The organism is Pseudomonas sp. PSB18, assembly GCF_014596565.1.
Classification (GTDB): domain Bacteria; phylum Pseudomonadota; class Gammaproteobacteria; order Pseudomonadales; family Pseudomonadaceae; genus Aquipseudomonas.
Genome location: NZ_NOIN01000003.1, coordinates 317,220 through 340,107 on the forward strand (window position 1 = coordinate 317,220; position 22,888 = coordinate 340,107).

The window sequence follows — 22,888 nt, forward strand, 5'->3', positions numbered from 1 at the left end:
ACGTCGTTGAGTATAGAAGGCACCTCGGCTATAGCGCGTCGCAAAAACAGAAAACCGTGTGAACGCAGGTTCACACGGTTCTTTTTTCACACCCAAGCCATCGAGACCTGGCCAGGATCACTCACACGTGATTATGAATAGCCAATCAAAACTCAATAAGGCCAATTAGTTACATGGATTGCGTGCCATGACGATCCATACCGCGCCATCGATCATCACCGACCGCTCGCCGGGAAGACCCGCGAAAGCGGCACGAACCGCGACCGAGGCGCGGGCACGGATGTCGTCGGGCTGATCAGCGAGCGCACGCGACAGCGGGCCGCCCTCGAACGCCAGCTTCACCGCGTCGAAGCCATGGTCATGGCCGACAGGACGAATCAAAAGTCGTTAAGCAAGCTCCATTACGAAGCCGGCCCCGCCCATGTCATCGCCCAAATCGAGGCCCTGTTGCGTCAGTTGCACGCGAAGGCGCTTCTGAACGTGCCCGACCCTCTCCGGTCCGCCCGCTTGTTTGCCGCGCTTTTCAAAGGATCCGACCTCCTGATCATCGCGCGCTTCGATGAGGCGAGAGCAGAGGACGACAACGAAATCGAGTCCTATTGCCGGTCAGCCGTCGCCATGTTCATCGCCGCGCACGGGTTGAAGGTTCCGGCTTCGTCGCATTGAGCCATTGGAGGACGTTACGCAAGTCGCACAAAGCTGCCAGATTCTGCCAGACCCAAAAAGCCAAAAGCCCGCAATTACGCGGGCTTCAGGGTATTTCTTGCTAGATTGCGCCGGACAATACCGGACGTCCAATCACTCCCACTCAATCGTCGCCGGCGGCTTGCTCGACACGTCATACGTCACGCGGGAGATGCCGTCGATTTCATTGATGATGCGACCGGAAACGGTTTCCAGCAGCTCGTACGGCAGGTGCGCCCAGCGAGCGGTCATGAAGTCGATGGTTTCCACCGCACGCAGGGCCACGACCCAGGCGTAACGACGGCCATCGCCGACCACGCCAACCGATTTCACCGGCTGGAACACCACGAACGCCTGGCTGACCTTGTGGTACCAGTCGGCCTTGCGCAGTTCTTCGATGAAGATGTGGTCGGCGCGACGCAGCAGGTCGGCGTATTCCTTCTTCACTTCACCAAGGATCCGCACGCCCAGGCCCGGGCCCGGGAATGGGTGGCGGTAGACCATGTCGTAAGGCAGGCCCAGCTCCAGGCCGAGGCGACGGACTTCGTCCTTGAACAGCTCGCGCAGCGGCTCGACCAGCTTGAGGTTCATTTCTTCCGGCAGGCCACCGACGTTGTGGTGGGACTTGATCACGTGGGCCTTGCCGCTCTTGGCGCCGGCCGACTCGATCACGTCGGGGTAGATGGTGCCCTGGGCCAGGTACTTGATGTTGTCCAGCTTGCAGGATTCGGCATCGAACACGTCGATGAAGGTGCGGCCGATGATCTTGCGCTTCTTCTCCGGGTCGGACTCGCCGGCCAGGTTGGTCAGGAACTGCTCTTCGGCGTTGGCGCGGATCACCTTGACGCCCATGTTCTCGGCGAACATGGCCATCACTTGCTCGCCTTCGTGCAGGCGCAGCAGGCCGTTGTCGACGAAGACGCAGGTCAGTTGATCACCGATGGCCTTGTGCAACAGCGCGGCGACCACCGAGGAGTCAACGCCGCCAGACAAGCCCAGCAGCACGTTGTCGGTACCGACCTGGGCGCGCACCTGGGCGATGGCGTCTTCAGCGATTTTCGACGGTGTCCACAGGGCTTCGCACTCGCAGATGTCGAGGATGAAGCGCGACAGGATGCGGCCGCCCTGCTTGGTGTGGGTCACTTCCGGGTGGAACTGCACGCCGTAGTAACGACGCTCGTCGCTGAACATGCCGGCAATCGGGCAGCTCGGCGTGCTGGCGAGGATGTGGAAGTCTTCCGGCATCTTGGTGACCTTGTCACCGTGGCTCATCCACACGTCCAGACCGAACAGGCCGTCGGCGTCGACATGGTCTTCGATGCCGTCCAACAGGCGGCTCTTGCCGACCACGTCAACGCGGGCATAACCGAATTCACGCAGGTCGGAGCCTTCTACCTTGCCGCCGAGCTGCTCGGCCATGGTCTGCATGCCGTAGCAAATGCCGAAGACCGGTACGCCCAGGTCGAACACCGCTTGCGGGCAGCGCGGGCTGTTGGCTTCGTGCACGGACTCGGGACCGCCGGCGAGGATGACGCCTTTGGGAGCGAACTCGCGAATCGCTTCGTCATCCATGTCGAACGGGTGCAGTTCGCAGTACACGCCGATTTCACGCACGCGGCGGGCAATCAGTTGGGTGTACTGGGAACCGAAGTCGAGGATCAGGATGCGGTGAGCGTGAATGTCGAGGGCCATGACTCATTCTCATGTAGTGAATCAGAAACAACTCGGGGCTGAATGAACAGCCCCGGTGATTAACGTTTTGCTGGAAGCCTTAACCTACGCGGTAGTTCGGCGCTTCCTTGGTGATCTGTACATCGTGGACATGGGACTCGGCCATGCCGGCGCCAGTAATGCGCACGAACTCCGGCTTGGTGCGCATCTCTTCGATGTTGGCGCTACCGGTGTAGCCCATCGAAGAACGCAGGCCACCCATCAGTTGATGGATGATCGCGGTCAGGGTGCCTTTGTACGGTACGCGACCTTCGATGCCTTCGGGTACCAGCTTCTCGGCACCCGCGGAGGAGTCCTGGAAGTAGCGGTCGGAAGAGCCCTGGGCCTGGGACATGGCACCCAGCGAACCCATGCCGCGGTAAGCCTTGTAGCTACGGCCCTGGAACAGTTCGATCTCGCCCGGGGCTTCTTCGGTACCGGCGAACATCGAACCCATCATCACGCTGTAGGCACCGGCAACGATGGCCTTGGACAGGTCACCGGAGAAACGGATGCCGCCGTCGGCGATCAACGGGACACCGGTGCCTTCAAGGGCGGCGGCGACGTTGGCGATGGCGCTGATCTGCGGTACGCCGACACCGGCGACGATCCGGGTGGTGCAGATCGAGCCAGGGCCGATACCGACCTTGACCGCGTCGGCGCCAGCTTCGGCCAGGGCCTTGGCGGCAGCGCCGGTGGCGATGTTGCCGCCAATCACCTGCACTTCAGGGAAGTTCTGCTTGACCCAGCGAACGCGGTCGATCACGCCCTTGGAATGGCCGTGGGCGGTGTCGACCACCACCACGTCGACGCCGGCATTGACGAGGGCGGCGACACGGTCACCGGTGTCCTTGCCGGTACCGACCGCGGCACCGACGCGCAGACGACCCTGGTCGTCCTTGCTGGCCAGCGGGTAAGCCTTGGCTTTTTCGATGTCGTTGACGGTCATCATGCCCTTGAGGGCGAATTTGTCATCGACGATCAGCACGCGCTCGATGCGGTGCTTGTGCAGCAATTCGCGGACTTCGTCCTTGCTGGTGCCTTCCTTGACCGTGACCAGGCGCTCTTTAGGCGTCATCACTTGGCGGACGGTGGCATCCAGGCGGTTCTCGAAACGCACGTCGCGGGAGGTGACGATGCCGACCAGGTCGCCATCGTGCAGCACCGGAACGCCGGAGATGTTGTGCATGCGGGTCAGTTCGAACAGATCGCGCACCGTGGCATCGGCCTCGATGGTGATCGGGTCCTTGACCACGCCAGCCTCGAACCGCTTGACCTTGCGCACTTCGGCGGCCTGCTGTTCGATGGTCATGTTCTTGTGGATGATACCGATACCGCCTTCCTGGGCCATGGCAATGGCCAGACGGGCTTCGGTCACGGTGTCCATGGCAGCGGAAACCAGCGGGATATTCAGTTCGATGCCACGGGTAAGACGGGTTTTGAGGCTGACTTCGTTAGGCAGCACCTCGGAATAACCAGGCACTAGGAGAATGTCGTCGAAGGTCAGAGCTTCTTGGCTGATACGCAGCATCGCGGGGGCTCCCGAGCGGGAAAATGGAAGCGCGCCATTATACTCATGCACACCGTCTGGCTCAATGTAAAACTCTGTCTATTATTGCCGGGGTGATTGACGGGGCTGATCGCCCCCCTGTGGCGAGGGGATTTATCCCCGCTGGACTGCGCAGCAGTCCCAAGGTAGTCGACTCATATGCCTGATGTACCGCACAGCCTGGTTTAGGGCCGCTTCGCGCCCCAGCGGGGATAAATCCCCTCGCCACAAAAGCAGTCTCCAGTGTGCCTACCTACAACTCCACCTGCACCCAACTCACCGGCTGATCCAGCCAATCGGCGAATTCGTCGAGGAAGTCCTGCTTGAACCCCGCCTCCAACCAGTTGTTGAAGATGAACCCCAGGTTGGAGAAGCCGCAGGGCTGCAGGAACAGGAAGCCGTTGATGTCATCTTCATGCCCGCACTCGGGGCAGGTGAAATTGTCGGTGCGGTCGGGCATCCAGTCCTCCAGGCTTTCGAACAGCGCCTCGCCGATTTCCCGCCGGCACTCGGCGCAGCCCGCTTCCTCGAGAAAGCCCTTGGCCGGGGTGTAGATGCAGCGCTTGGTGATGATCTCCAGGCCGTTGATCGGCTCGTCGAACGGCAGGGCATCGGGGCGCAGGACCACTGCGCGGGCGCCGGGGGCGATGGCGTGGGCCATGCGATTGCCGGTACGCCCGCAGGTGGTCAGTTGCTCTTCGACAATGTTCTTGCGCACCAGCCAGCGCACGATCGCCCGGGCCCTGGGCTCATGGACCGGCAAGGTGGAGATTTTCGGGACGATGATGCTTTGGGAGTTCATGGCAAGGCCTGGGGGTCTTTGTAGGCGCAAAGCTTGCTCGCGATGCGGACACTTCAGTCCATCAGATGATGGGGGCGATACCATCGCGAGCAAGCTTTGCTCCTACGAGTGTGATCAAAGGCCGGCAGCTTAATCCCTGGCCAAACCAGGTCAAGCGCTCAGGTAGCGCCCGATCAGCGCGAGGCCACTGGCAAGCACCAACCAGGTCACCAGGCGCACGAAGGTCTCGCGCGACATCTTCATCGTCAGGCGACGACCTATCCACAGCCCCAGCGCCATGGCCGGCAACAAACACAGCGCCAGCACCAACAAGGGTAGTTCGCCATACACGCCCGCGACAGCGAACAGACTCAAGCGCACCACGGTGCTGCAACTGATCAGCGCGCTTTGGGTGGCCCGGGCCGGTTCCTTGGGCAAGCGGCTGTTCAAATAAATCGCATATAAAAAGCCGCCACTGCCGAACAAGGCCCCGAACATCCCGCCCACCGTGCCCATCGGGATCGCCCACAGCGCCGACAACTGCGTAGGCCGGGTCTTTATCCACAGGCTGTAGATCGCGTAGGCGCTGATGAACAGCCCCATCAACAGCAACAGCAGGTCAGACTTGAGGTTGAGCAGGAAAATCACGCCCAGGGTGCAACCGACCGCCATACACGGCAACAACCGCAGCAACTCCGGCCGGGCAACATCCTTACGCGACGGCAACAGATTGCCGAACGCCGCGACAAAATCCAGCAACACCAGCAGCGGCACGATTTTCGACAGGGGCATGAACAGCAGCAGGATCGGCGCGGCCACCAACGCCGTTCCGAATCCGGCGATGCCGAACACGATATAGGCCAGGGCGATGGCAAAGCCGATCACCAGCCATTCCATGGGCGCAAAAGCCCACTGGCCCAACCACGAGAAAAGGTTCATCCGGCACTTCCTTGCTGACGAAGTGGCGACTTTAGCCAGAGGTCGTAGGCTTATCCAGCACTGCTATCGCGAGCAGGCTCGGTCCCACAGGATTTCCATTGGATTCATATGCTGTGTACGACGCAGAACCTTTGTGGGAGCGAGCCTGCTCGCGATGAAGGCAACCCGATCTAATTGTTTCCACGCATGGAGATTAAGCGGCAAATGCCCTTATCATGCCGCCCATGATTAAAGATCCCTTTGCCCGCCTGGGCCTGGACCGCGAGGTCCTGACTGTCAGCCAGCTCAACGGCCGTGCGCGGGTGTTGCTCGAAGACGTGTTCAGCAACATCTGGGTCGAGGGCGAAATCTCCAACCTCGCCCGCCCCGCCTCCGGCCATGTGTACTTCACCCTCAAGGACAGCGGCGCCCAGGTACGCTGCGCGCTGTTCCGGCAAAACGCCGCGCGGGTGCGCCAGGCCTTGAAGGATGGGTTGGCGGTCAAGGTGCGCGGCAAGGTTTCGCTGTTCGAAGGCCGTGGTGATTACCAACTGATTCTCGACACCGTGGAGCCGGCCGGTGATGGTGCCCTGCGCCTGGCCTTCGATGCCCTGAAGGAAAAGCTCAGCGCCGAAGGCCTGTTCAGCGCCGAGCGCAAGGTGCCCCTGCCCGCTCATCCGCAACGCATCGGCATCATCAGTTCGCCCACCGGCGCGGTCATCCGCGACATCATCAGCGTGTTCCGTCGTCGTGCGCCGCAGATCGCCCTGACGCTGATCCCCACCGCCGTGCAGGGTCGCGAAGCCACCGCACAGATCGTCCGCGCCCTGAAACTGGCGGACGCCCGGGGCTTCGATGCGCTGATCCTGGCCCGTGGCGGCGGTTCACTGGAAGACCTGTGGTGCTTCAACGAAGAAGCCGTGGCCCGGGCCGTGGATGCCTGCGTGACGCCGATCGTCAGCGCCGTCGGCCATGAAACCGACGTGTCCATCAGCGATTTCGTCGCCGACGTACGCGCTCCAACGCCGTCCGCCGCCGCCGAACTGCTGGCGCCGGACGCCGGCGATCTGGTACGCCGGGTCGAAAGCCTGCATCGGCGGCTGGTGATGCGCATGCGTGACCGTTTGATGCGCGATCAACTGCGCCTCGAAGGCCTGACCCGACGCCTGCGCCACCCCGGTGAACGCCTGCGCCAGCAAGCCCAGCGCCTCGACGACCTGGACATGCGCCTGCGCCGGGCCTTCGAACGCAGCCTCAATACCCGCCGCGAACGCCTGATCCGCCTGGAAACCCGCCTGGCCGGCCAGCATCCGGGCCGCCACCTGGCACTGCTGCGCCAACGCCTGGACAGCCTGGCCGAACGCCTGCCCCGGGCCATGCGCGAAGGTTTGAAAGCGCGACGCGTGCAATTGCACAACCAGATGCAGACGCTGCACATCGTCAGCCCCCTGGCGACCCTCGGCCGGGGCTACAGCATCTTGCTGGACGAACGCGGCCATGCGATCCGCAGTGCCGGACAGACCCAGACCGGCCAGCGCCTGACGGCCCGCCTCGGCGAAGGCGAACTGCTGGTGCGGGTCGAAGACAATCACCTGACGCCGGTCACCCTTTCTCTACTGGATTGATCCATGCCGCGATTTCTAACGCCCCTGTTTTTGCTGTGCCTGACCTTCAACGCCTACGCCGACAGTTACATCACCCGCCTGCTGAACAAACCGGTGCCCGGCGGCGTGGCCGTGGTTGATCTGGGCAGCTCGGCCCAGGCGCCGAAAGCCAGCTTTCAGGGCAAGCCGGTGCTGGTGGTCAAGGAACAGAACAACTGGCTGGCGATTGTCGGCATCCCGCTGACCGTCCAGCCGGGCACCCAGCAGGTCAACAGCGGCGGCGGCACCCAGCCGTTCGTGGTCGGCTATAAAAAGTACCCCGAGCAGCACATCACCCTGAAGAACAAGCGCCAGGTCAACCCGAACCCGGCGGACCTCAAGCGCATCGACGCCGAGATGGCCGTGCAGTTGAAGGCCTACCGCAGCTTCAGCCCGAACATCCCCAGCAACCTGCTGTTGGACAAGCCGGTCAACGGCCCGCTGTCGAGCCGGTTTGGCGTGCGCCGCTTCTTCAACGGCGAAGAGCGCAACCCCCACGCCGGCCTGGACTTCGCCGTGCCCGCCGGCACGCCGATCAAGACGCCGGCGGCCGGCAAGGTGATCCTTACCGGCAACTACTTCTTCAATGGCAACACCGTGTTCGTCGACCATGGCCAGGGCTTCATCAGCATGTTCTGCCATATGTCGAAGATCGACGTGAAGGTTGGCCAGCAATTGGCCCGGGGCGCGGTGGTGGGCAAGGTTGGCTCTACTGGTCGAGCGACCGGACCGCACATGCATTGGAACATCAGCCTGAACGATGCACGGGTCGACCCGGCGATTTTTATCGGGGCGTTCGAGCCCTGAGTTTTTTGTGGTGAGCCCACTGGCCTCATCGCGAGCAAGCTCGGCTCCCACAGGTACTGCGTAATATTTGAAAGTGCCGAATACCCTGTGGGAGCCGAGCTTGCTCGCGATGAGGCCGGCACATGCACCGTGGCCCTAGAGATTGCCGAGCTCCAAACATCGACGCAATAAAACTACAAACTATTCGGTAATGCGCGATTAAATCTCGCAAACCCACCAAAAAACAGAACTTCTCTCAATTTTTTCCGACTGCTTGCGATCCTCCCCCCACCCGGTTAGGGTTGAAGGCATGAAAACCTCTCACACCCTCATCCAGCTTCGCCAGCACCGCAGCCTGTGCCTCGTCAGCGCGCGACTGCCGGGCTGAATCGCGGCACCCCGTCCAGGCTGTAGAGCCACCCCGTTCGAACCACCGGCAGGCCGCCTTTTTCCGGCCACGACAATAAGGATTCCGCCCATGAGCATGCTCAAAGACCCGTCTTCCAAATACCGCGCCTTCCCGACCATCAACCTGCCGGACCGCACCTGGCCGTCGAAGACTATCACCGCCGCGCCGATCTGGTGCAGTTCCGACCTGCGCGACGGCAACCAGTCGCTGATCGAGCCGATGGACGCGGTCAAGAAACTGCGCTTCTGGAAAACCCTGGTCGCCGTGGGCGTCAAGGAAATCGAAGCGTCGTTCCCGGCCGCCTCGCAAACTGACTTCGACTTCGTGCGCACCCTCATCGAAGAAGGCCACATCCCGGACGACACCACCATCCAGGTGCTGACCCAGGCCCGTGAAGACCTGATCGCCCGGACCTTCGAATCCCTGCGCGGCGCGAAGAAAGCCATCGTCCACCTGTACAACGCCACCTGCCCGTCGTTCCGTCGCATCGTGTTCAATCAGGACAAGGAAGGCGTGAAGGAAATCGCGGTGAACGCGGCCAAGCTGTTCGTCAAGTACGCCGCCCAGCAGCCGGAAACCCAATGGCAGTTCGAATATTCGCCAGAGACGTTCAGCGCCACTGAGCTGGAGTTCGCCAAGGAAGTCTGCGACGCAGTGATCGAAGTCTGGAACCCGACCCCCGAGCGCAAGGTGATCCTCAACCTGCCCGCCACCGTGGAAGTCGCCACCCCGAACATCTACGCCGACCAGATCGAGTGGTTCCACCGCAACATCACCCGTCGTGACAGCGTGCTCATCAGCCTGCACACCCACAACGACCGTGGCACCGGCGTGGCCGCCACCGAGCTGGGCCTGATGGCCGGCGCCGACCGTGTCGAAGGCTGCCTGTTCGGTAACGGCGAGCGCACCGGCAACGTCGACCTGGTGACCGTAGCGCTGAACCTCTATACCCAGGGCATCAACCCCGAGCTGGACTTCTCCGACATCGATGGCGTGCGCAAAGTGGTCGAAGAGTGCAACCAGATTGCGGTGCACCCACGTCATCCCTACGTCGGCGACCTGGTTCACACCGCGTTCTCCGGCTCGCACCAGGACGCCATCCGCAAGGGCTTCGCCCAGCAGAAATCCGACACACTGTGGGAAGTGCCGTACCTGCCGATCGACCCAGCCGACATCGGCCGCAGCTACGAGGCGGTGATCCGCGTCAACAGCCAGTCGGGCAAGGGCGGTATCGCCTACCTGTTGGAACAGGAATACGGCATCAGCCTGCCGCGCCGCATGCAGATCGAGTTCAGCCAGGTGGTTCAGCGCGAGACCGACCGCCTCGGCCTCGAAATGACCGCGCAGCAGATCCACAGCCTGCTGCAACGCGAATACCTGCAAGCCAACACCCCGTATGCGCTGGTCAGCCATCGCCTGCAGGAAGAGAACGGCAACAGTGCCGTGGAAGTGGAAGTCGCCAGCAAGGGCCAGGGTGAAACCAACCTGCACTGGCGCGGCAAGGGCAACGGCGCGCTGGAGGCCCTGGTGGCCGGCCTGCCAATTCCGGTGGAGATCATGGACTACAACGAACACGCCATCGGCGCCGGCACCAACGCCAAGGCGGCGGCGTACATCGAACTGCGGGTCAACGGTGAACGTGCGGTGCACGGCGTGGGCATCGATGAAAACATCACCACCGCCAGCTTCAAGGCCCTGTTCAGCGCACTGAACCGCTCGCTGAGCCAGCCTGAGGCCAAGGCAGCCTGATTCGCGGCTGAAATGCAAAAAGGCCCCGGGGTGTGAACCCTGGGGCCTCGTTCCCACGCTCCGCGTGGGCACGCATCAACGGACGCTCTGCGTTCGGCTCTTGGGACGCGGAGCGTCCCCGGCTGCATTCCCACGCGGAGCGTGGGAACGATCAAACAACCCAAAACTCAGGCATGGGTATCGACGGAACCAGCCATGGCCTGCAACAACGCCGCCCGCAAGGTCTGCAAGGCGGCCTGGGTGCCCATGATCTGGGTCTGGATGGCCATGGCCTGCTGGGTCTTCTGCTCTTCGTTGGCCTGGCTCTTCTCCACGCGGGCCAGTTCGGCCTGCTGCTGGGCCAACAGCTTTTCGGCCTGCTCGATCTGCTTTTTCAACTGCTCGACGACATCGACACCGCTGGTGGCAGGCGCACCGGCGATATTGGCGCCGCTGGTATCGATTTTCAGTGACTTTTCCTTCTCGTCGCCGGCATCAGTCGATGCCGGCGAAGTGGCCGTCGTTTCTTCGGCCGTCCCACCGATCCGGACCTTTGGGGCCGAGAGTGGGTAAGGATTTACAGTAGTTGCGCTGATCGTGGTCATGGGGACTCCTCCTTGGCTGACCCGTTATCGGCACGCAACAGCGCTTCTTAAGGGCTGAATCGTTTCAATCAGATGAATTCGAAACGGTCGGCATCCAGGTTCGCCGGAAACCGCGTGCGATACGCCGCCAGGTCCGCCGCATTCAAACTGACCATGAACACACCATCGGCCTCCCCTGCGCTGAGCAAGGTTTCGCCCTGGAAGTCCAGCACCTGACTGTCGCCGGTATAGGCGAAGCCCTTGCCGTCGGTGCCGATGCGGTTCACCGCTGCCACGTAGCACAGATTCTCGATGGCTCGGGCCGGCAGCAGGCGGTTCCAGTGCTGGCGCCGGGCACCCGGCCAGTTGGCGGTGTACAGCAACAGGTCGGTGTCCTCGGCGTCGCGGCTCCAGGCCGGGAAACGCAGGTCGTAGCAAATCAGCGGACGGACCCGCCACCCCTTGAGCTCGAACAGCACCTGGCGCTCGCCCGGCGTGTAGTGATCGTGTTCGCCGGCCATGCGGAACAGATGGCGCTTATCGTAATGCAGCACCTCGCCGTCCGGTCGCACCCAGAGCAGGCGGTTGCGATGGCTGCCGTCAGCGGCTTGGACAATCAGACTGCCAGTGATCACCGCATCCAGCCTTGCCGCCAGGGTCCGCATCCATACGCTGGTGGGGCCGTGCTCCGGCTCTGCCAGGGTTTGCGACTCCATGGAAAACCCGGTGGTGAACATTTCCGGCAGGATGATCAGGTCTGCCCCCCGCGCCTGCTCCAACAGGCTTTCGAAATGTTCCAGGTTGGCCTGGCGGTCATGCCACGTCAGGGTGGTCTGGACCAGGGCGATATTGAGGTTCGGCAATGCACTCAGATCACGCATAGTTTTTCCGCTGCTTCGCGCAGCGTCTCCTCGCGTTTGGCAAAGCACAGGCGCACCAGGCGCTGGCCTTCGGGTGGGTCCTGGTAGAACACCGACACCGGAATCGTCGCCACGCCGTGCTCACGGGTCATCCAGACCGCCATGTCGACATCGTTCAGGTCCGGGCGGATGTGCGAATAGTCCACCAGCTGGAAATAGGTACCGGTCACGCGTGTAAAGCTGAACCGTGATGGAGTCAGCAGATCGCAGAACAGGTCGCGCTTGGCCTGGTAGAAATCCGGCAGTTCTTCCACATGCTCGGGATGTGCGGCCATGTAGTCGGCCAGAGCGTATTGCAGCGGTGTCACGCCACAGAAGCTGACGTACTGATGCACCTTGCGCAGCTCCGCCGTCAGGGCCGGTGGCGCCACGACGTAGCCGGTTTTCCAGCCGGTCACGTGGTAGGTCTTGCCGAACGAACTGACTACGAAGGCACGGCGGTACAGTTCCTCGTGGGCGAGGACGCTGGCATGGGACACACCGTCGAATACCAGGTGTTCATAGACTTCATCGCTGATCAGGTAGATATCGCGATCCCGGATCAACGCCGCCAATTGATCCAGTTCGGCGCGACTGATCAGGGCGCCGCTGGGGTTATGAGGGGTGTTGAGAATGATCATCCGCGTACGCGGGCTCAGGGCTTCGCCGAGCTTCTGGAAATCGATGGCAAAGTCATCCAGGCCCAACTGGACGTGCACGCAACGCCCTCCGGCCAGTTGGACCGAGGGTTCGTAGCTGTCATAGCAGGGGTCGAATACGATCACTTCGTCGCCGCTTTGGACCACCGCCGCGATGGCGCAGAAAATCGCCTGGGTCGCACCGGGGGTCACGGTGACTTCCTGGTCGGCATCGACGCTGGCGCCGTAACTGCGGGCGATCTTCGCCGCGATCTGCTCACGCAAGGCCGGTAGCCCGGTCATGGGCGAATACTGGTTATGACCTTGGGCGATATGCCGGCCAACCGCGTCGCGCAGGGCCTGCGGACCATCGAAATCGGGAAACCCCTGGGACAGGTTGAGCGCACCGGTCTGCGCGGCGAGCTGGGACATCTGGGTGAAAATGGTGATGCCGACATTCGGCAGCTTGCTGGTGATCATCAGGGTTCTCGGCGTCTGCACCCGGCTCTGGCACGGCGCGGGAGAGGTCGAGGATAGCCCAATCGCCGGGCATGAAAAAGGGTGCCGCGGTGGGCACCCTTTTTCATGCTGACGACTTCCCCCTGTGGGAGCGAGCCTGCTCGCGATAGCGGTGGATCAGCTTGCATCAAGGTTGCTGTCCCGACGCTTCGCGAGCAGGCTCGCTCCCACAGGTGATCGGCGCTGACTTTCGTTCAGCGTTTGTCGCGACGCTTCTTGTCGGCCTTCTTGTGATGTGACATCAAGCGGCGCTTCTTGTTGACCTGGCGGTCGGTGAGCGTGTTCTTGTTGCCTTCGTACGGGTTCTCGCCGCCCTTGAACTCGATGCGGATCGGCGTGCCGACCAGCTTCAGGACACGGCGATAGGTGTTTTCCAGGTAACGGACGTACGACTTGGGCACCTTCTCGATCTGATTGCCGTGGATCACGATGATCGGCGGGTTGGCGCCGCCCAGGTGAGCGTAACGCAGCTTGATCCGGCGGTTGTTGACCATCGGTGGCGCGTGTTCGCCAACTGCGTCTTCCAGGATCTGGGTCAGACGGTTGGTCGGCCAGCGGGTCACCGCCGACTTGAACGAATTCTGCACCGATGCGTAGAGGTTACCCACGCCCGTACCGTGCAGGGCCGAGATGAAGTGGATGTCTGCGAAGTCGACGAAGAACAGCCGACGCTGCAATTCGACCTTCACGAAATCCCGCTCGCTCGGCGTCATGCCGTCCCACTTGTTGATCGCGATGACCAGCGCACGACCGGCTTCCAGGGCGAAGCCCAACAGGTTCAGGTCGTGATCGACCACGCCTTCGCGTGCATCCATCACGAAGATCACCACGTTGGCATCCTTGATGGCCTGCAACGTCTTGACCACCGAGAACTTCTCGACTTCTTCGTGGATCTTGCCGCGCTTGCGCACACCGGCGGTGTCGATCAGCGTGTACTTCTCTTCGTTGCGCTCGAAGGGGATGTAGATACTGTCGCGGGTGGTGCCGGGCTGGTCGTACACGATGACCCGGTCTTCGCCGAGCATCCGGTTGACCAGCGTCGACTTGCCCACGTTCGGGCGGCCGATGATCGCGATCTTGATCCCGTCTTTTTCGCTCGGGCCCGGAATGCGCTTGGCTTCCTCGCCTTCGGCGACGATTTCTTCTTCGCCTTCTTCGGGCTCATCGTCATCTTTCGGGAAGTCGGCCAGGGCGACTTCCAGCAACTGGCTGATGCCGCGACCGTGGGCACCGGCAATCGGAATCGCCTGCCCCATGCCCAACGGCGCGAACTCGGCGCGAGCCATGTCCGGGTCGATGTTATCGACCTTGTTGGCGACCACATGGGAGCGCTTGTTACGCTTGCGCAAATGCTCGGCGATCATCTGGTCGGCGGCGGTAAAACCGGCCTTGGCGTCTACCAGGAATAGCACCACATCCGCTTCTTCGATGGCGAGCAGCGATTGCTCGGCCATTTTTTCGTCCATGCCGTGTTCGTCACCAGAGATGCCGCCGGTGTCGATCAGAATGTAGGTACGCCCTTGCCACTTGGCCTCACCGTATTGGCGATCACGGGTCAGACCGGACAAGTCGCCGACGATGGCGTCGCGAGTCCTGGTCAGGCGATTGAACAAGGTGGACTTGCCGACGTTCGGTCGGCCCACCAGGGCGATTACGGGAACCATGCGGCTCTCCACTTCGTTATTTCAGAAAATACAAAAGCCGCTGCGAGGCAGCGGCTGGTGCTCAGGTGAAGCCGCTTGGGATTAAACCCCAAGCATAGTCTTACTTGATGGTCAGGGCTTCCAGTTTGCCGCTGTTGCCATACACATAAATCATGTTGCCTGCCACCAGCGGACGGGCACGCAGGCCGTCGCTGTCGATACGCTCGCGGCCGACGAAACGACCGTCCACCTGGCTCAGCAGGTGCAGGTAACCTTCCAGGTCACCAACTGCAACGTAGCTGGAGAACACTTCCGGGGCCGACAATTGACGACGGGCCAGGGAGTCGTTGCTCCACAGTGCGGTAGTGGAACGCTCGTCGACGCCTTCAACCGTACCCGAGGACAGGCTGACATAGACGCTGCCGAAACCCTGGGCGACACCGGCGTAGCTGGATGCATCCCGCTGCCACAGCGGGCGACCGCTTTCCAGGTCCAGTGCCGCAACGCGACCCTGGTAGCTGGCGACGTAGATCGTACCGCCGGACAGCAGCAGGCCGCCGTCGATGTCGACCACGCGCTCCAGTTCCGAACGACCTTGTGGGACGGCAACACGTTGCTCCCACGCCGGAACGCCGTTGGAGATATCCAGGGCAACCACTTTACCGGTCGACAACCCGGCCACCGCGAGGCGGTTGGTGACGATCGGCGCGCTGGTGCCACGCAGGGTCAGGACCGCCGGGGTACTGTCGTACAACCAGCGCTGGTTGCCGGTGGCAGCATCCAGGCCGATCAGACGGTCATCCTGGGTCTGGACCACGACCACGTCACCGTTGGAGGCAGGCGGTGCGAGGACTTCGCTGCTCACGCGGGCGCGCCATTTCTCTTCACCGCTGCTGGCGTCCAGGGCAACGATCTCGCCCTTGAGCGTGCCGATCATGACCAGCCCGTAACCCACGCCGACGGCGCCGGACACCGGCAGTTCGAGATCTTTTTTCCATTTGACGTCGCCGTTCAGGCGATCCATCGCCATCACCACACCCGTGACGTCACCGGCATAGATGGTGTCGCCGTCGATGGCCGGCACCAGCATGTTGTAGGTTTCGCCCTGGCCGTCGCCAATGGAGCGGCTCCATTGCTTCTGCAGCACGACTTCTTCTTTGAAGTCGGTCAGTTCGGCCGGCGGCAGTTCTTTCTTGCTGTTGCTGCTGCAACCCGCGGCCAGAATGGCCAGAGCCAGCAATGCTGCATGTTTCCAACGGATCACGTCACGCATCCCCTTTGGCCAGGTCGTCCAGCTTGATTTGCAGGCCACCGACTGCGGCTTCGTCCGACAGCGCAGCCTTGGCTTTTTGGTAGGCCGCATAGGCCTCATCAGCACGACCCAGCTGTACCAGCAGGTCGCCCTTGAGTTCTTCGCGGGTCGCCAGGAACGCCTTGTCGGCGTCGCCGTCGAGCAGCTTCAATGCATCTTCGGTCTTGTTCTGCGCCGCAAGCACCTGCGCCAGGCGCTGACGCGCCACTTCGCCCAGGGTTGGGTTGGCGGGCTTGTCGATGATGCCTTTCAGCTCGATGGCCGCGTCGTCCAGCTTGCCGCTGTCTACCGCGACCTTGGCCACGAACAGGCGACCGTACTGCGCGTAGGCGGTGCCGCCATATTCGCTGTTCAGCTTGCCGGCCAGATCCGCCACACGGGCAGCGTCAGGCTTGCCGTCCGGGGTCAGGGTGGTTTCCAGCAATTGCTGATAGAGCATCGAGGCGCCTTGCGACTGGTTGCTCTGGTATTTCTGGAACGCCTGCCAGCCGAATACGATGACCAGCGCCAACAGGCCGCCAGTAACCAGCGGCTTGCCGTTACGACTCCACCAGTCCTTCAAATCCGCCAGTTGTTCATCTTCGGTACTCGACACCCCAATACTCCTTAATCGCTAAATCGGCTGTTTGACAGCTTCAACCCTGCACGACGCAGGTGGCCAGGTGTGCGGCAAGCGCATCCCAGGCAATACTTTGTTGTTCGCCCTGGCCACGCAGGGGTTTGAAACCTACCACTTGTTGGGCCATTTCGTCGTCACCCAGGATCAGTGCATACAGCGCACCGCTCTTGTCGGCCTTCTTGAACTGGCTCTTGAAGCTGCCGGCGCCGGCATTGATCTGCAGGCGCAGGCCAGGCAACTGGTCGCGAACCCGCTCGCTCAGGGACAAGGCCGCCAGTTCGGCTGCTTCACCGAAGGCACACAGGTAGACGTCGACCTGCCGGGAAAGCGCTTCCGGCACCTTGTCCAATGCCTCGAGCATCAGCACCAGACGCTCGATGCCCATGGCGAAGCCCACGCCTGGCGTCGGCTTGCCACCCATCTGTTCCACCAGGCCGTCGTAACGGCCACCGGCACACACGGTGCCCTGGGCGCCAAGCTTGTCGGTGACCCATTCGAAAACGGTCTTGCTGTAGTAATCCAGGCCACGGACCAGTTTCGGGTTAATCACGTAGGGAATACCAGCGGCGTCGAGGCGAGCCTTCAGGCCCTCGAAGTGCACACGGGACTCCTCGTCCAGGTAGTCGGCCAGTTTCGGCGCGTCCACCAGTACGGCCTGGGTGTCCGGGTTCTTGGTGTCCAGGACCCGCAGCGGGTTGGTTTTCAGCCGGCGCTGGCTGTCTTCGTCCAGGTGCTCGAGACGGGCCGAGAGGAACTCCACCAGCGCATCGCGATAACGGGCACGGGCTTCGGCGGTGCCGAGGCTATTGAGTTCGAGCTTGACCGCGTCACGGATGCCCAGCTCGCCCCACAGGCGCCAGGTCAGCACGATCAGCTCGGCGTCGATATCCGGGCCATCGAGGTTGAACACCTCGCAACCGATCTGGTGAAACTGGCGATAGCGGCCTTTCTGCGGACGCTCGTGACGGAACATCGGGCCGATGTACCAGAGTTTCTGCACCTGGCCGCCGCCGGTAATGCCGTGTTCGAGCACCGCACGCACACAGGCCGCCGTGCCTTCGGGGCGCAGGGTCAGGGAGTCGCCGTTGCGATCCTCGAAGGTGTACATCTCTTTTTCGACGATGTCGGTCACTTCGCCGATGGAGCGCTTGAACAGCTCGGTGAACTCGACGATGGGCATGCGGATCTGCCGATAACCGTAGTTATCCAGCAAACGTGCGACGGTGCCCTCGAAATAGCGCCACAGGGGCGTCTGTTCGGGCAGGATGTCGTTCATGCCACGGATGGCTTGCAGAGACTTGCTCACAATAAATCCTTAAAAATTCGTTTGCTCAGCCGCGTGCGATGACCGCTGCGTCGGCTTCGACCTTTTCGGCCGCTTTCTCGCGGATCAGCCGTTCCAGCTCATCCACCAGATTGTCATTCGTCAACTTCTGCGACGGTTTGCCGTCGATGTAAATCAGGTTCGGCGTACCGCCGGTGAGACCGATATGGGCCTCCTTGGCTTCGCCCGGCCCGTTGACCACGCAACCGATCACCGCGACATCCAGCGGCACCAGCAGGTCTTCGAGACGCCCTTCCAGCTCGTTCATGGTCTTGACCACATCGAAGTTCTGCCGCGAGCAGCTCGGGCAGGCGATGAAGTTGATGCCACGGGAACGCAGGTGCAGGGACTTGAGAATGTCGTAGCCGACTTTCACTTCCTCGACCGGGTCGGCCGCCAACGAGATGCGGATGGTATCGCCAATCCCTTCGGCGAGCAGCATACCGAGGCCGACGGCGGATTTCACCGTACCCGAACGCAACCCACCGGCTTCGGTGATACCCAGGTGCAGCGGCTGGACGATTTCCTTGGCCAGCAGGCGGTAGGCTTCGACGGCCATGAACACGTCGGAGGCCTTCACACTGACCTTGAAGTCCTGGAAGTTCAGGCGTTCGAGGTGCTCGACATGGCGCAGCGCCGACTCCACCAGAGCAGCAGGCGTAGGTTCGCCGTATTTCTTTTGCAGGTCTTTTTCCAGGGATCCGGCGTTCACACCGATGCGGATCGGAATGCCACGGTCCCGGGCGGCATCCACCACGGCACGCACGCGGTCTTCGCGACCGATATTGCCTGGGTTGATGCGCAGGCAGTCGACCCCCAGCTCGGCCACGCGCAGGGCAATGCGGTAGTCGAAGTGAATATCCGCCACCAGCGGCACTTTGACCAATTGCTTGATCTTGCCGAACGCCTCGGCGGCGTCCATGTCCGGCACGGACACCCGCACGATGTCGACACCGGCGGCTTCCAGACGGTTGATCTGCGCAACGGTGGCGGCCACGTCGTTGGTGTCGCTGTTGGTCATGCTCTGCACAGCGATAGGCGCATCGCCGCCCACGGGCACGTTACCGACCCAGATCTTGCGGGATTCGCGACGTTTGATTGGAGATTCGCCGTGCATGACTTATTGACCCAACTTCAGGCGAGCAGTCTCGCCACTGGTGAACGGAGCCACATCGACCGGCTGGCCGTTGTAGCTGACCTGCGCGCCACGGGCGTAGCCCAGGCGTACGGCAAACGGCGGCTTGCCGTTGATGGAGGTGGTATCGCCCTTGCGCTTGAGGCCGCTGAACAGCACCTTGCCATTGCCGTCGGTAACCTGGGTCCAGCAGTCCGCAGTGAACTGAATCTGCACCTGGCCTTCACCTGCGGCCGGCGCCACAGGGGTAACCGGTGCTGCTGCCGGCGCTGGGGCCGCTGGAGCTGCCGCGGTCGGCGCCGGTGTGCTCGGGGCAACCGGTGCGCCGGCGGTGGGCGTATGCGTGCCTGGCACGGCCGGGGCCACAGTTGGGGCGGCAGGCGTACTCGGCTCAGCGCCGGCTTCGGCGTCGGCACTCTCCTGGCCTTGTGGCAATGCCAGGTTGGTTTCGCCTTCTGCCTGGCCTTCGAGCACCGCCTGGTCTTCCGGCTCGTCCAGCGGATGGATCCGCGTGGTGCCGTCGGCGCCTTCCACTTCTACATGCTCCGGCGCCATGGCGACCGATTCCTTGCTGCGCAGCGAGGTTTGATCCTGCCACCAGACGAAACCGCCCCCAATCACCGCGATCAGCAACAACAGGCTGACGATTCGCAAAATGGTGTGGGAAACACGCACCGGCTCCTCGATACGACCCAGGCTGTGCACATTGCTGCCCTGGGCATCGGAACCGGTGTACTGATCGAATTGCTGGACCAGCACGGTCTGGTCCATGTCGAGTAATTTGGCGTAGGCGCGAATGTAGCCCCGAGCGAAGGTATGCCCCGGCAATTTGTCGAACGCGCCCGCTTCCAGGTTGCTCAGGGAAGCCACGGTGAGATTGAGCTTGAGGGCCACTTGGGCCAGCGACCAACCATTGCTTTCGCGGGCTTGACGCAGGGTCTCACCAGGGTTAACGCGAGTCGCTGCTACCACTTCAGGATGCGCCGCTTTCATCATTGCTCCGACAGGTATTGCTGATATTCCGGCGTACCGGGATAGAGTCTTTTTAGTTGCAGGCCATAACTTGCGGCCTTGTCACGGTCTTCGAATACATGCGCCAGCCGAACGCCGAGCAATAGACTACGTGCATTTTGCTCGCTCAGCAGACTAAAACGTTCGTAATAGTCCCGCGCCGGCACATATTGCCTGTCTTCGTAAGACAACTCAGCCATTTCCAACAAGGCTCGCGGCTGCTGGCGGTTGAGCCGCAACGCCTTTTCCAGTTGCTGGCGGGCCAGGTCACGCTGGCCGAGTTTCGCGGCGGTCATGCCGAGGTTCTCGAAAACCCGCGAACGCTCAGGGTAAAGGGTATCGGCGGCGGCCTGCTCGAAGCGCTCGTAGGCCTCCTTGTAACGTTGTTGCTCGTAGAGGAAGCTGCCGTAGTTGTTCAGGATCCGTGCATCCTGCGGCCGGCTGGACAGCGCCTTGCGAAAATGCTCGTCGGCCAGTTCCGGCTCCAGCTCGGCCTGGAACACCAGGGCCAGGGCCGCGTTGGCATCGGCGTCCGAGCTGTCCAGCTCCAGGGCTTTCTTGAGCGGCACCTTGGCCCGTTCGGTCATGCCCTGCTGCAGGTAGCCGATGCCCAGTTGCACATAGGCCACACGCGCTTCGTCACGCCCCTTGCTGGTTTTCATCGGGTTGTAGTCGCCCGACAGAACACAACCGGCGCACAGACCGGTGAACAGCAATAGCAGCGCGAAGCGCAGGGACATAGAGTTCCTCTCTTAGTGACCGTTCGCAGCGTTCTGCACATCGTCGGTCGCGTTCAACTCGCGCACGGCAATGTAGCGTTCGCTGCGACGGGTGCGGTCCAGCACCTGCCCGACCAATTGACCACAGGCGGCATCGATGTCTTCGCCGCGGGTGGTGCGCACGGTCACGTTGAAGCCCGCGTGATGAAGCTGATCCTGGAAGCGACGGATCGCGTTGTTGCTCGGACGCTCGTAACCGGAGTGCGGGAACGGGTTGAACGGGATCAGGTTGATCTTGCACGGGATGTTCTTGAGCAGTTCGATCATCTCGACCGCATGCTCGACCTTGTCGTTCACATCCTTGAGCAGGGTGTACTCGATGGTCAGCACGCGCTTTTCGCCCAAGGCTGACATGTAGCGCTGGCACGACTCCAGCAGCATCTTAAGCGGATACTTCTTGTTGATCGGCACCAATTGGTTACGCAATGCGTCATTGGGTGCGTGCAGCGACAACGCCAGGGAGACGTCGATGTGCTTGGCCAGCTCATCGATCATCGGCACCACGCCGGACGTGGACAGGGTCACGCGGCGCTTGGAAATGCCGTAGCCCAGGTCGTCCATCATCAGGTGCATGGCGGACACGACGTTGTCGAAGTTCAGCAGCGGCTCACCCATGCCCATCATCACCACGTTGGTGATGGCACGGTCGACGGTCGCCGGGACGCTGCCAAAGGATTTGTTGGCAATCCACACCTGGCCGATCACTTCGGCGGCGGTGAGGTTGCTGTTGAAGCCTTGCTTGCCGGTGGAGCAGAAACTGCAATCCAGGGCACAGCCTGCCTGGGACGAAACGCACAAGGTGCCGCGCTTGCCCTGGGGAATGTAGACGGTCTCGACGCAACTGCCGGACGCCACGCGCACCACCCATTTGCGGGTGCCGTCGCTGGAAATGTCCTCGCTGACCACTTCGGGGCCGCGAATCTCGGCAACGGCCTTGAGTTTTTCACGCAAGGCCTTGCCGACATTCGTCATGGCGTCGAAATCGTCGACGCCAAAGTGGTGAATCCATTTCATTACCTGACCGGCACGGAAACGCTTCTCCCCGATTGAGTCGAAGAATTTCTCCATTTCCGGCTGGGTCAAGCCCAACAGGTTAATCTTGCCGATCGATGCAGTCATGGTCTCACCCTCACTCACAAGCTTTACTTAGCGAGCGGTTACTTCAGTAGCGGCGAAAAAGTAGGCGATTTCGCGAGCAGCAGCGGCTTCGGAGTCCGAACCGTGGACGGCGTTGGCGTCGATGGACTCGGCGAAGTCAGCGCGGATGGTACCGGCAGCGGCTTCTTTAGGGTTGGTAGCGCCCATCAGCTCACGGTTGCGAGCGATGGCGTTTTCGCCTTCCAGCACCTGAACGACAACCGGACCGGAAGTCATGAACGCAACCAGCTCACCGAAGAAACCGCGCTCGCTGTGCTCAGCGTAGAAGCCTTCGGCTTCGGCCTTGGACAGTTGCTTCATTTTCGAAGCGACGACGCGCAGGCCAGCGTCTTCGAAGCGGGTCACGATCTTGCCGATCACGTTTTTAGCAACGGCGTCAGGCTTGATGATGGAGAAAGTACGTTGAACAGCCATGGGTGTAACTCCAGAAACGGTAATGTGCGAAAAATTAAACCCGCGAATTATACGCGGGTTCATGGGTATTGCCTAACCTGCGAGACAATCAGTCCAATTCTTTGGCCCAGAGCTCCTGAACCGCTTCCAACACCTTCTCGCCGACTCGGCCAGAGGTGGGATCAAAGTCAGGCAGATCCAGGATCATCTGCTGCAGACGGACGAAACCTACAGTGTATGGATCGAGCCCCTGGTGGGCCTCAGCCAACTCTTCAGCGATGCGTTGTACATCATTCCAACCATAGCTCATGACAGTCTCACCATCAGTGCGGCGCTTCAGCCGCATGGTTAAGCGAATATTTCGGGATCTCGACGGTCAGGTCTTCCGTACCGACGATGGCCTGACAACCCAGGCGCGATTGCGCTTCCAGGCCCCAGGCCCGGTCGAGGAAATCTTCTTCCAGTTCGTCCGCTTCTTCCAGCGAATCGAACCCTTCACGGATGATGCAATGACAAGTGGTGCAGGCACAGACGCCGCCGCAGGCACTTTCCATCTCGATATGGTGTTCATGGGCGAGCTCGAGGATGGAAATCCCAGGTTCGGCCTCCACCACCATGCCCTCGGGGCAGAACTTCTCGTGGGGTAAAAAAATCACCTGCGGCATC

22 protein-coding genes and 1 pseudogene are annotated in these 22,888 nt (G+C 61.7%); 4 read left to right on the forward strand and 19 right to left on the reverse strand.

The genetic code is table 11. The annotated features are described in order from the left end of the window. Positions 1-165: 165 nt before the first annotated feature. Positions 166-342, reverse strand: coding sequence for a hypothetical protein (locus CGA22_RS09205; protein ID WP_223194718.1), 177 nt, complete (start codon positions 340-342; stop codon positions 166-168). Between CGA22_RS09205 and CGA22_RS09210 the strand changes: the two are divergent. Further along, a pseudogene (locus CGA22_RS09210) lies at positions 343-666 on the forward strand (TetR/AcrR family transcriptional regulator C-terminal domain-containing protein); the annotation flags it as partial. A 132-nt stretch (positions 667-798) separates the two neighbouring features. Here the strand turns inward: CGA22_RS09210 and guaA are convergent. The 4 genes from guaA to CGA22_RS09230 form a co-directional block, all read right to left on the reverse strand. Further along, positions 799-2,376 (reverse strand): glutamine-hydrolyzing GMP synthase, encoded by a 1,578-nt coding sequence (gene guaA, locus CGA22_RS09215; RefSeq protein WP_041020635.1) that lies wholly within the window; start codon positions 2,374-2,376, stop codon positions 799-801. 79 nt (positions 2,377-2,455) lie between these two features. Then, positions 2,456-3,925, reverse strand: coding sequence for an IMP dehydrogenase (gene guaB, locus CGA22_RS09220; RefSeq protein ID WP_188258549.1), 1,470 nt, complete (start codon positions 3,923-3,925; stop codon positions 2,456-2,458). A gap of 271 nt (positions 3,926-4,196) precedes the next feature. Beyond that, the gene (locus CGA22_RS09225) at positions 4,197-4,745 is read right to left on the reverse strand and encodes a sugar ABC transporter ATPase (RefSeq protein ID WP_041022111.1); all 549 of its coding nucleotides are present in this window, start codon (positions 4,743-4,745) and stop codon (positions 4,197-4,199) included. A 150-nt stretch (positions 4,746-4,895) separates the two neighbouring features. Beyond that, positions 4,896-5,663, reverse strand: a complete 768-nt coding sequence (locus CGA22_RS09230) for a sulfite exporter TauE/SafE family protein (RefSeq protein WP_041022112.1) — start codon at positions 5,661-5,663, stop codon at positions 4,896-4,898. Between the two features lie 224 nt (positions 5,664-5,887). Between CGA22_RS09230 and xseA the strand changes: the two genes are divergently transcribed. The 3 genes from xseA to leuA all read left to right on the forward strand — a co-directional run bounded on the left by xseA (position 5,888) and on the right by leuA (position 10,229). Then, on the forward strand, positions 5,888-7,267 hold the full coding sequence (gene xseA, locus CGA22_RS09235; protein ID WP_025212018.1) for an exodeoxyribonuclease VII large subunit: 1,380 nt from the start codon (positions 5,888-5,890) through the stop codon (positions 7,265-7,267). A 3-nt stretch (positions 7,268-7,270) separates the two neighbouring features. Next, positions 7,271-8,092 (forward strand): M23 family metallopeptidase, encoded by an 822-nt coding sequence (locus CGA22_RS09240; protein ID WP_041022113.1) that lies wholly within the window; start codon positions 7,271-7,273, stop codon positions 8,090-8,092. Positions 8,093-8,549: 457 nt separating this feature from the next. After that, positions 8,550-10,229: a 2-isopropylmalate synthase gene (gene leuA / locus CGA22_RS09245; RefSeq protein ID WP_041022114.1), complete on the forward strand. Its 1,680-nt coding sequence runs from the start codon at positions 8,550-8,552 to the stop codon at positions 10,227-10,229. Between the two features lie 167 nt (positions 10,230-10,396). On the opposite strand, the gene CGA22_RS09250 is transcribed toward leuA, so the two are convergent. The 14 genes from CGA22_RS09250 to fdx form a co-directional block, all read right to left on the reverse strand. Further along, on the reverse strand, positions 10,397-10,813 hold the full coding sequence (locus tag CGA22_RS09250; RefSeq protein WP_041022115.1) for a hypothetical protein: 417 nt from the start codon (positions 10,811-10,813) through the stop codon (positions 10,397-10,399). 68 nt (positions 10,814-10,881) lie between these two features. Continuing rightward, on the reverse strand, positions 10,882-11,673 hold the full coding sequence (locus CGA22_RS09255) for an amidohydrolase (protein WP_041022116.1): 792 nt from the start codon (positions 11,671-11,673) through the stop codon (positions 10,882-10,884). After that, positions 11,661-12,809: a pyridoxal phosphate-dependent aminotransferase gene (locus tag CGA22_RS09260; RefSeq protein ID WP_041022117.1), complete on the reverse strand. Its 1,149-nt coding sequence runs from the start codon at positions 12,807-12,809 to the stop codon at positions 11,661-11,663. Before CGA22_RS09260 ends, CGA22_RS09255 begins: the two co-directional genes overlap by 13 nt. 233 nt (positions 12,810-13,042) lie before the next feature. Further along, entirely contained in the window at positions 13,043-14,512 is a 1,470-nt protein-coding gene (der, locus tag CGA22_RS09265; RefSeq protein WP_041023381.1) for a ribosome biogenesis GTPase Der, read from the reverse strand. 100 nt (positions 14,513-14,612) lie between these two features. Further along, positions 14,613-15,764: an outer membrane protein assembly factor BamB gene (bamB, locus tag CGA22_RS09270; RefSeq protein ID WP_041023382.1), complete on the reverse strand. Its 1,152-nt coding sequence runs from the start codon at positions 15,762-15,764 to the stop codon at positions 14,613-14,615. Next, complete coding sequence (locus tag CGA22_RS09275; protein WP_041023383.1) at positions 15,757-16,398, reverse strand: YfgM family protein; 642 nt, start codon at positions 16,396-16,398, stop codon at positions 15,757-15,759. Before CGA22_RS09275 ends, bamB begins: the two co-directional genes overlap by 8 nt. 40 nt (positions 16,399-16,438) lie before the next feature. Next, the gene (hisS, locus tag CGA22_RS09280) at positions 16,439-17,728 is read right to left on the reverse strand and encodes a histidine--tRNA ligase (protein WP_041023384.1); all 1,290 of its coding nucleotides are present in this window, start codon (positions 17,726-17,728) and stop codon (positions 16,439-16,441) included. A 25-nt stretch (positions 17,729-17,753) separates the two neighbouring features. Beyond that, positions 17,754-18,863 (reverse strand): flavodoxin-dependent (E)-4-hydroxy-3-methylbut-2-enyl-diphosphate synthase, encoded by a 1,110-nt coding sequence (gene ispG / locus CGA22_RS09285; protein WP_020795607.1) that lies wholly within the window; start codon positions 18,861-18,863, stop codon positions 17,754-17,756. 3 nt (positions 18,864-18,866) lie between these two features. After that, the gene (locus CGA22_RS09290; RefSeq protein ID WP_041023385.1) at positions 18,867-19,874 is read right to left on the reverse strand and encodes a helix-turn-helix domain-containing protein; all 1,008 of its coding nucleotides are present in this window, start codon (positions 19,872-19,874) and stop codon (positions 18,867-18,869) included. After that, positions 19,874-20,632, reverse strand: coding sequence for a type IV pilus biogenesis/stability protein PilW (gene pilW / locus CGA22_RS09295; protein ID WP_041023386.1), 759 nt, complete (start codon positions 20,630-20,632; stop codon positions 19,874-19,876). The genes CGA22_RS09290 and pilW overlap by 1 nt, the downstream gene beginning before the upstream one ends. A 12-nt stretch (positions 20,633-20,644) precedes the next feature. Then, positions 20,645-21,790: a 23S rRNA (adenine(2503)-C(2))-methyltransferase RlmN gene (gene rlmN / locus CGA22_RS09300; RefSeq protein WP_041023387.1), complete on the reverse strand. Its 1,146-nt coding sequence runs from the start codon at positions 21,788-21,790 to the stop codon at positions 20,645-20,647. Positions 21,791-21,817: 27 nt separating this feature from the next. Next, positions 21,818-22,243 carry a nucleoside-diphosphate kinase gene (ndk, locus tag CGA22_RS09305; RefSeq protein ID WP_003185145.1) on the reverse strand — a complete coding sequence of 142 codons (426 nt, stop codon included), beginning with the start codon at positions 22,241-22,243 and terminating at the stop codon, positions 21,818-21,820. 88 nt (positions 22,244-22,331) lie between these two features. Then, positions 22,332-22,532 (reverse strand): Fe-S cluster assembly protein IscX, encoded by a 201-nt coding sequence (gene iscX / locus CGA22_RS09310; protein ID WP_041023388.1) that lies wholly within the window; start codon positions 22,530-22,532, stop codon positions 22,332-22,334. 13 nt (positions 22,533-22,545) lie between these two features. Beyond that, positions 22,546-22,887, reverse strand: coding sequence for an ISC system 2Fe-2S type ferredoxin (gene fdx / locus CGA22_RS09315; RefSeq protein WP_008014719.1), 342 nt, complete (start codon positions 22,885-22,887; stop codon positions 22,546-22,548). Position 22,888 lies beyond the last annotated feature (1 nt).